General features: G+C 61.2%; 7 protein-coding genes. 6 read left to right on the top strand and 1 reads right to left on the bottom strand.

Features of this window, described 5'->3' with window-relative positions:
• The 5 genes from pstA to phoR form a co-directional block, all read left to right on the top strand.
• Nucleotides 1–798 (top strand): phosphate ABC transporter permease PstA (gene pstA / locus QOC89_RS22705; RefSeq protein WP_323047069.1); only part of this gene is annotated, 798 nt, incomplete at its 5' end.
• Between the two features lie 17 nt (nt 799–815).
• Complete coding sequence (gene pstB, locus QOC89_RS22700; protein WP_323047068.1) at nt 816–1,664, top strand: phosphate ABC transporter ATP-binding protein PstB; 849 nt, start codon at nt 816–818, stop codon at nt 1,662–1,664.
• 31 nt (nt 1,665–1,695) lie between these two features.
• Complete coding sequence (phoU, locus tag QOC89_RS22695) at nt 1,696–2,400, top strand: phosphate signaling complex protein PhoU (protein WP_179733304.1); 705 nt, start codon at nt 1,696–1,698, stop codon at nt 2,398–2,400.
• 25 nt (nt 2,401–2,425) lie between these two features.
• The gene (gene phoB / locus QOC89_RS22690; RefSeq protein WP_028199153.1) at nt 2,426–3,127 is read left to right on the top strand and encodes a phosphate regulon transcriptional regulator PhoB; all 702 of its coding nucleotides are present in this window, start codon (nt 2,426–2,428) and stop codon (nt 3,125–3,127) included.
• Between the two features lie 36 nt (nt 3,128–3,163).
• Nucleotides 3,164–4,477 (top strand): phosphate regulon sensor histidine kinase PhoR, encoded by a 1,314-nt coding sequence (gene phoR, locus QOC89_RS22685; RefSeq protein WP_323047067.1) that lies wholly within the window; start codon nt 3,164–3,166, stop codon nt 4,475–4,477.
• 152 nt (nt 4,478–4,629) lie between these two features.
• On the opposite strand, the gene ppk1 is transcribed toward phoR, so the two are convergent.
• Nucleotides 4,630–6,693, bottom strand: a complete 2,064-nt coding sequence (gene ppk1, locus QOC89_RS22680) for a polyphosphate kinase 1 (RefSeq protein WP_323047066.1) — start codon at nt 6,691–6,693, stop codon at nt 4,630–4,632.
• Nucleotides 6,694–6,895: 202 nt separating this feature from the next.
• On the opposite strand from ppk1, the gene ppx reads away from it, so the two are divergent.
• Nucleotides 6,896–8,521 carry an exopolyphosphatase gene (gene ppx / locus QOC89_RS22675; RefSeq protein WP_323047065.1) on the top strand — a complete coding sequence of 542 codons (1,626 nt, stop codon included), beginning with the start codon at nt 6,896–6,898 and terminating at the stop codon, nt 8,519–8,521.
• Nucleotide 8,522 lies beyond the last annotated feature (1 nt).

Here is an 8,522-nt window from a genome sequence, read left to right as displayed (position 1 = left end):
GTCGCGCTGACGATGTCGCTCGCGGCTATGGCGTTTGGTTTGCTGTGGCTCGTGTGGATTCTCTATACGACGCTGCGTCTGGGTATCGGCGGTTTGTCGATCGAGTTGTTCACGCAATCCACGCCGCCGCCGAACACCGATGGCGGCGGTCTCGCCAACGCGATCGTCGGCAGTGCGATGATGGTCGGGCTCGCTACTTTCATCGGCACGCCGATCGGCATTCTGGCCGGTGTGTATCTGGCCGAGTATGGTCAGAAGGGCTGGCTTGCGAGTGTCACGCGTTTCATCAACGACATCCTGTTGTCGGCGCCGTCGATCGTGGTCGGTCTGTTCGTCTACGCTCTCGTCGTCGCGAAGATGGGTCACTTCAGCGGCTGGGCCGGCATATTCGCGTTGGCGCTGCTGCAGATTCCGATCGTGATCCGCACCACTGAAAACATGCTGAAGCTGGTGCCGAACGCGCTGCGTGAAGCGGCGTTCGCGCTCGGCACGCCGAAGTGGAAGATGGTACTGTCGATCACGCTGAAGGCGTCGATCGCGGGCATCATCACCGGCGTGCTGCTCGGCGTCGCGCGGATTGCCGGTGAAACCGCGCCGCTGCTGTTCACGGCGCTGTCGAATCAGTTCTTCTCGACGGACATGAACCAGCCGGTGGCGAATCTGCCGGTGACGATCTACAAGTTCGCGATGAGCCCGTTTGCGCAGTGGCAATCGCTCGCGTGGGCCGGCGTCTTCCTCATCACGCTCGCGGTGTTGGGATTGAACATCCTCGCGCGCACGATCTTTTCGAATAAGTAAGGGCGGAGTGTAATCCGATGAATATGGCAGAAACTCAACTCAATCCGATCGCGCGCCCGACAGCGCCCGCCGGTTTCGATCCCGCCCAGAGCGGCCAGGCGTCGTCGCCGTCGCGCCCGAAGATCGAGATCAACGACCTGAACTTCTTCTACGGCAAGTATCACGCGCTGAAGAACATCAATCTGCAGATTCCCGAAGGCAAGGTGACCGCGTTCATCGGCCCGTCGGGTTGCGGCAAGTCCACGCTGCTGCGTACGCTCAACAAGATGTACGCGCTCTATCCGGAACAACGCGCCGAAGGCGAGATCCTGATGGAAGGCGAAAACCTGCTGACCTCCAAGCGCGATATTTCGCTGCTGCGCGCGCGGATCGGCATGGTGTTCCAGAAGCCGACGCCGTTTCCGATGTCGATCTACGACAACATCGCGTTCGGTGTGAAGATGTTCGAAACGCTGCCGCGCTCGGAAATGGACGACCGCGTGGAATGGGCCTTGACCAAGGCCGCGTTGTGGAACGAAGTGAAAGACAAGCTGGGCCAGAGCGGCTACGGGTTGTCCGGCGGCCAGCAGCAGCGTCTGTGTATCGCGCGCGGTATCGCGATCCGTCCTGAAGTGCTGCTGCTCGATGAACCGTGTTCCGCACTCGACCCGATTTCGACGGGCCGTATCGAGGAACTGATCGCCGAACTGAAGAGCGATTACACGGTGGTGATCGTGACCCACAACATGCAACAGGCGGCCCGCTGTTCGGACTACACTGCCTATATGTACCTTGGCGAGCTGATCGAGTTCGGCGACACCGAAAAGATCTTTATCAAGCCGGTCCGCAAGGAAACCGAGGACTACATCACAGGCCGCTTCGGCTAAGCCGTCGACGAGCAAAACAAGGGAGTACGACATGTCCGATAAACACCTGTCCAGCCAGTTCGACGCCGATCTGAATCTCGTTTCGTCGAAGGTCCTCGAAATGGGTGGCCTCGTCGAATCGCAGATCGTCCACGCGATGCAGGCGCTCAACGAGTTCAACCTCGACATCTGCGAGCAGGTGATCGCCGCTGAAGAGCGCCTGAACAAGATGGAAGTCGACATCGACGAAGAGTGCAGCAACATCATCGCGCGCCGTCAGCCGGCCGCGCGTGACCTGCGCCTTCTGATCGCCATTTCGAAAACGATTACGAATCTCGAGCGCGCCGGCGATGAAGCCGAAAAAATCGCCAAGCGCACCAAGCGTCTGATGGAAGACGGCGCCTCGCGCACCATCAATATCGCCGAGATCAAATTGTCGGGCGAGATGGCGGTGTCGATTCTGCGCCGCGCGCTGGACGCATTCGCGCGTCTCGACACGGTGGCCGCCGCGCAGATCGTGCGCGACGATAAAGCGATCGACGAAGAATTCCGCGCCTTCGTGCGCAAGCTGATTTCGTATATGACCGAAGATCCGCGTTCGATCTCGGTGGGTCTCGATTTCCTGTTCATCGCCAAGGCGATCGAGCGGATCGGCGATCACGCGAAGAACATCGCCGAATTCATCATTTACATCGTGAAGGGCACCGACGTGCGGCACAAGTCGCGCGACGCGCTCGAACGCGAAGCACTCAGTTAATCTGTTATAAGGATCAGAGGTGCCGATGCCCAGCAGCATTCTCGTCATTGAAGATGAGCCCGCCATTTCCGAACTGATTTCGGTCAATCTTCAACATGCCGGTCACTGCCCGATTCGCGCGTACAACGCGGAACAGGCGCAGAACCTGATCAGCGATGTATTGCCCGACCTCGTTCTGCTCGACTGGATGTTGCCGGGCAAGTCTGGCATCGCGTTCGCCCGCGATTTGCGCAACAACGAGCGCACCAAGCACATTCCGATCATCATGCTGACCGCGCGTGGCGATGAACAGGACAAGGTGCTCGGCCTCGAAATCGGTGCGGACGACTACGTCACCAAGCCGTTCTCGCCGAAAGAACTGATGGCGCGTATCAAGGCGGTGTTGCGCCGCCGCGCGCCGCAGTTGACCGAAGACCTGGTCGCGATCAACGGTCTGAAGCTCGATCCGGCAACGCACCGCGTCGCCGCGCACGCCGAAGGCAGCGAAATCAAGCTCGATCTCGGCCCGACCGAATTCCGTCTGCTGCACTTCTTCATGACGCACCCGGAGCGCGTGCACAGCCGCACGCAGCTGCTCGATCAGGTGTGGGGCGATCACGTGTTCGTCGAGGAGCGCACGGTGGACGTGCATATCAAGCGTCTGCGCGCAGCGCTCAAGCCGGCCGGGTGCGATGCTATGATCGAAACGGTACGCGGCAGCGGCTACCGGCTCGCGAAGAGCGCCTGACTTTGCTGTAGCACTTTTCTCGTCGATTGCTAGAACATGAACATCATCTGGGCGCGCTCCATTGTGTCGGTCGTGCTGCTGGCTGTTCTGTGCGTGGTGGTCGGCGCACTTGTGAACGTCAAGGCAGCGCTCGTCCTCGCGATCGTTTTGCTGCTCGCACAGAGCATCTTCAGTACCTTCCACAAGCAGCGCTTGTGGCGTCTGCTCGACGCGCCGGTCTACGGCGAAGTGCCGAGCGCCTCCGGCATCTGGGGCGAAATCTACTACCGCCTGCATAAGCTCGCGAAGCGCTGGCATGCGCAGGTGCGTCAGGTCGAGCAGCAGCATTCGCGTTTCATCCAGGCGATCCAGGCGTCGCCGAACGGCGTGGCGATGCTCGACGATCACGATCAGATCGAGTGGTGCAACGCGATCTCCGAACTCCATTTCGGGCTGGATGCGAAACGCGATTTGCGCCAGCACATCACGCATCTGGTGCGCCAGCCGGATTTCGTGCGTTATTTGAATTCGCAGCGCTACGAAGAGATGCTGATCATGCGCGGCATGGGCGAAAAGCGTCAGAACGTGCTGTCGGTGCAGGTGTTTCCGTACGGCGAGAACCGCAAGCTGGTGCTCTCGCAGGACATTACCGAACTGGAGCGTACCGACGCGATGCGGCGCGACTTTGTGGCCAACGTGTCGCATGAACTGAAAACACCGCTCACCGTGCTCTCCGGTTTCCTCGAAACCATGCGGGAACTGCCGCTGAGCGAAGCCGAGCGCGGGCGCTACCTCGAATTGATGGAGCAGCAGGCTTCGCGCATGCGTCATATCGTCAACGACCTGCTGGTGCTCGCGAAGCTCGAAGGCGACAACAAGCCGCCGAGCGATCAGATGATCGACATGCGTGCGGTGTTGCGCCATTTGAAGGACGACGCGGCGAGCCTCTCGAGCGACCATCACAAGATCGTGTTCGACACCGACGAAGGGCTCACCGTCACCGGCGTGGAAACGGAGATACTCAGCGCGCTGGGTAACCTCGTGACCAATGCGATCCGCTATACGCCGGACGGCGGCGCGATTCGCGTGAGCTGGCACGCGAACGGCGGCAGTGCGGTGTTCTCGGTGACGGATAGCGGGCTGGGAATTCCGGCGGCGGATATTCCACGTCTGACCGAGCGCTTCTACCGCGTAGACCGCAGCCGCTCTCGCGATACGGGCGGCACGGGCCTCGGCCTCGCCATTGTCAAGCACGTGTTGCAACGGCACGATGCGCAGCTCGATGTGAAGAGCGAGGAGGGGCGCGGCAGCACCTTCAGCGTGCGCTTTCCGGTGTATCGCACGGCGCGCCGGCAGCCGGCTCCGGTTTGAAAGAATGGGCCTGAAAAAAACCCGCCATGGCGCAAACCATGGCGGGTTTTTTTATACGCACCGCTGATTCGGCGGCGCGCAAACGCAATCGGGCACTCAGGCACTCACGAACTCACAAACTCAAGAGCTCACAAACTCAAGAGCTCACAAACTCACGAACAGAATTTCCCCAGCAGGCTCATCTGCGCATTGCGCGACGATTTGCCTGGTCGCCGGCGCCGGTAGTGGCCGTCGCTTTGCATCAGCCACGCTGACTGGTTGTCGCCGAGAAACGCCGACAGGCCTTCGGCGATCACACGCCGCTTCAGACGCCGGTTGTTGATGGGAAACGCCACTTCGACGCGGCGGAAGAAATTGCGGTCCATCCAGTCGGCGCTCGACAGATACACCTGTTCCTTACCACCGTCGTAGAAATAGAAGATCCGATGGTGTTCGAGAAAGCGCCCGACAATCGAACGCACGGTGATGTTCTCCGACAAGCCCGGCACGCCCGGCTGCAACGAACACACACCACGCACGATCAGATCGATCTTCACGCCGGCCTGTGACGCTTCGTACAACTCGGCGATCACGGTCGGTTCGAGGAGCGCGTTCATTTTCGCGACGATGCGCGCTTTTTTGCCGGCGCGCGCGTGTTCCGCTTCAGCGCGAATCGCTTCGACGAGTTTCGGGTGCAGCGTGAACGGCGATTGCCACAGCTCATGCAGCCTCAGTTCGCCGCCAATGCCGGTCAGTTGCTGGAACACGTGGTGCACGTCTTCGCAGATTTTCTCTTCGGCGGTCATCAGGCCGAAATCGGTGTAAAGACGTGCGGTGCGCGGATGATAGTTGCCGGTGCCGAGGTGCGCGTAACGCTTCATGCGGGTCTTGCCGCCGGACGAGACGCGCCGCACGATCAGCATCATCTTGGCGTGGCATTTGTGGCCCACCACACCGTACACGACGTGCGCGCCCACCGCCTCCAGTTGCGAGGCCCAGCTAATGTTGGTTTCTTCGTCGAAGCGCGCGAGCAGTTCCACCACCACCGTCACTTCCTTGCCGTTGCGCGCGGCTTGCATGAGCGCATCCATCAGCGGCGAATCGGTGCCCGTGCGATAGATGGTCTGCTTGATCGCCACCACGTTCGGATCTTTCGCCGCCTGCAACAACAGTTCGAGTACCGGCTGAAAGCTCTCATACGGGTGATGCAGCAGCACGTCGCCCTGGTCGATCACGTCGAACATATTCGCGCTGTTGCCGATCTGCTGCGGAATTGCAGGAATATGCGGCACGAACTTCAGGTCGGGTCGGTCCACCATCTCCGGCAACTGCATCAGCCGCACGAGATTGACGGGGCCGTTGGCGAAATAGCAATCTTTGGTGGAGAGGCCGCTTTCGTCGAGCAGGCGCCGCACGACATGCGCAGGCGTTTCCGCCGACACTTCGAGCCGCACCGCATTCCCCAGATGCCGCGCCGGCAGTTCGCCCTGTAACGCGACCCGCAGGTTGGTGATTTCGTCTTCGTCGACGAACAGTTCGCTATTGCGCGTGATGCGGAACTGGTTGCAGGTGCGCACCACCAGATTCGGAAACAGCTCGCCGACAAAGCGCTGCAGCAACGAGCTCAGCAGCACGAAGCCATGCGGATAGCCCGACAGCTCCTGCGGCATGCGCACGAGCCGCGGCAACGCGCGCGGCGCCTGCACGATGCCCATCATCGCCTGGCGGCCGAATGCGTCCTTGCCTTCGAGTTCGACGACGAAGTTCAGGCTCTTGTTGAGCACGCGCGGAAACGGGTGAGCCGGGTCGAGGCCGATCGGCGTGAGCACCGGCAGGAGTTCGTCGAAGAAGTAGTTGCGCGCCCATTCGGTCTGCGCTTCGTTCCACGCTTCCGTGCCGTGAAAATAGATGCCTTCTGCTTCGAGCGCGGTGAGCACCGTGTCGTGCAGCATGGCGTACTGACGATGCACGAGCTGCTGCGCACGCTCGACCACGAGGTCGTACACGTGCTGCAACGACATGCCGTCCGGCGATAGCGCACCGGGGTTGTCGCGCATCTGTTCCTGCAATCCGGCCATGCGGACTTCGAAGAATTCGTCGAGGTTGCTGCTGGTGATGCAGATGAAGCGCAGGCGTTCGAGCAAAGGGACGGCCGGGTCGGCAGCTTGTGCCAACACGCGCTCGTTGAAACCCAGAATGCCCAGCTCGCGATTCAATAAGGGGTAGCGGATGGACATCGGCAGCGAGAATGGAATGTCAGGAGGGGAGACGGAAAGACGCTCGGAAATTCTCACAGTATGATGACGTTGTTATGACATTCTCGAAGTCCTAAATTCTACGCCGTATTCGTTGCGTGTCGTCATTATGACGCAGTGCATATGGGACCATAGGGCACCCCCATTGCTGCGAGGCGACATCGTGAGGTCCGGTACGCTTAGAATGGCGTCTTTGAACAGCGCGGCCGGCCACAAGGCGCCCAAGGCATCCGGTGGACACCCGGCGCCTTCCGCATCCAACGCCGCCGCGCTCGCGCGCATGGAGTCCGCTTACTCGATGGTTACTACCCCGCAACTCCTTGCTGCCGTCGATCTCGGCTCGAACAGCTTCCGGCTGATCGTAGGCCGGGTCGAGGAAACCGACGCGGGCAGCCAGATCTATCAGGTCGACGCATTGCGCGAGCCGGTGCGCCTTGCCGCCGGTCTGTCGCGCGACAAGATGCTCGATCGCGCCTCGCAGGTGCGTGGCTGGGATGCGCTCAAGCGCTTCGGCGAGCGGCTGCGCGACTTTCATCCCGATCACGTTCGCGCGGTTGCCACGAATACGCTGCGCATCGCCAAGAACGCCAATGAATTTCTCGGCGAGGCGCAAGCCGCGCTTGGCTTCCCGATCGAGGTGATCGCCGGGCGTGAAGAAGCGCGCCTGATTTATGCAGGCGCTGCACACTCCGTGCCCGCTAGCGCGGGCAAACGCCTCGTGGTGGATATCGGTGGCGGCTCGACGGAATTCATCATCGGTTCGCACTACACGCCGATCAAGATGGAGAGCCTGTATATCGGCTGCGTGAGCCATAGCCGTGCCTTCTTCCCGGCGGGTAATGTCGACGAATACACGATGCGGCAAGCCGAGCTTGCCGCGGGCCGCGAAATTCAGATCATTTCCGCCGAGTACAAGAAAACCGGTTGGGAGCAGGCGATCGGCTCGTCCGGTACGGCACGCGCGCTTGCCGAACTGGTCGAGGCAAACGGCTTCAACGATCCGGGTGTCACGCACGGCATCTCGCGCGGTGGGCTGGAGCGCCTCAAGCGCGCGCTGATCAAGGCGGAGAACGTCAATCGGCTGAAGCTGGTTGCGTTGAAGGGCGATCGCATTCCCGTGCTGGCCGGCGGCCTGTCGATCATGATCGCGGTGTTCGACGAACTCGGCGTCGATTACGTCGATACGACCGACGGCGCGCTGCGCCTCGGCGTGCTGTACGACTTGCTAGGCCGTTCGCAGCACGAGGACATGCGCACGGTGACGGCGGAAGGCTTCATGCGGCGTTACGGCGTGGATCGCGCGCAGGCCGGACGTATCGGCGAACTCGCGGTGCGCTTTTACGACCAGTTTGCCGAACCGGACGAGGAGCGCCGCGTCGAGAACCGCATGTTCCTCGGCTGGGCCGCGGCCTTGCATGAAATCGGACTGTCGATCTCGCACAGTGCGTACCACAAGCACTCGGCTTATATCGCGAGCAATGCCGACATGCCGGGCTTTTCGCGTACCGACCAGGCGCGGCTTGCCGCGCTGGTGCTCGGCCACGCGGGGAAACTCGGCAAGCTGTCGCAAACGCGCGAGGTGGAGTGGCCGCTGCTGTTCTGCCTGCGGCTCGCGGCCCTGCTGTGCCGCCGCCGTGCGGATGTCGGCTTGCCCGGCATCGCGGTTGCGCAGGCCAATGGCGGTTACGAAGTGCGTCTGCCGAACGAGTGGGTGACTAACAATCCGCTGACCGATTACAGCCTGATCCAGGAGGCTGCGGAGTGGGAGAAGGTTGGGATTCCGTATCGCGTGGTGTACACCGACGATTGAG

It is taken from the genome of Paraburkholderia sp. (assembly GCF_034668105.1).
Classification (GTDB): domain Bacteria; phylum Pseudomonadota; class Gammaproteobacteria; order Burkholderiales; family Burkholderiaceae; genus Paraburkholderia.
Note: the sequence above shows the minus strand (reverse complement) of the source record. Positions and strands in the feature narration are given on the sequence as shown.

What these genes read in the sequence shown, in the direction of transcription:
- phoR (WP_323047067.1), top strand. Translation starts at nt 3,164, where the DNA reads ATGAACATCATCTGGGCGCGCTCCATTGTGTCGGTCGTGCTGCTGGCT.
- ppx (WP_323047065.1), top strand. Translation starts at nt 6,896, where the DNA reads ATGGCGTCTTTGAACAGCGCGGCCGGCCACAAGGCGCCCAAGGCATCC.
- ppk1 (WP_323047066.1), bottom strand. Translation starts at nt 6,693, where the DNA reads ATGTCCATCCGCTACCCCTTATTGAATCGCGAGCTGGGCATTCTGGGT.
- phoU (WP_179733304.1), top strand. Translation starts at nt 1,696, where the DNA reads ATGTCCGATAAACACCTGTCCAGCCAGTTCGACGCCGATCTGAATCTC.
- phoB (WP_028199153.1), top strand. Translation starts at nt 2,426, where the DNA reads ATGCCCAGCAGCATTCTCGTCATTGAAGATGAGCCCGCCATTTCCGAA.
- pstB (WP_323047068.1), top strand. Translation starts at nt 816, where the DNA reads ATGAATATGGCAGAAACTCAACTCAATCCGATCGCGCGCCCGACAGCG.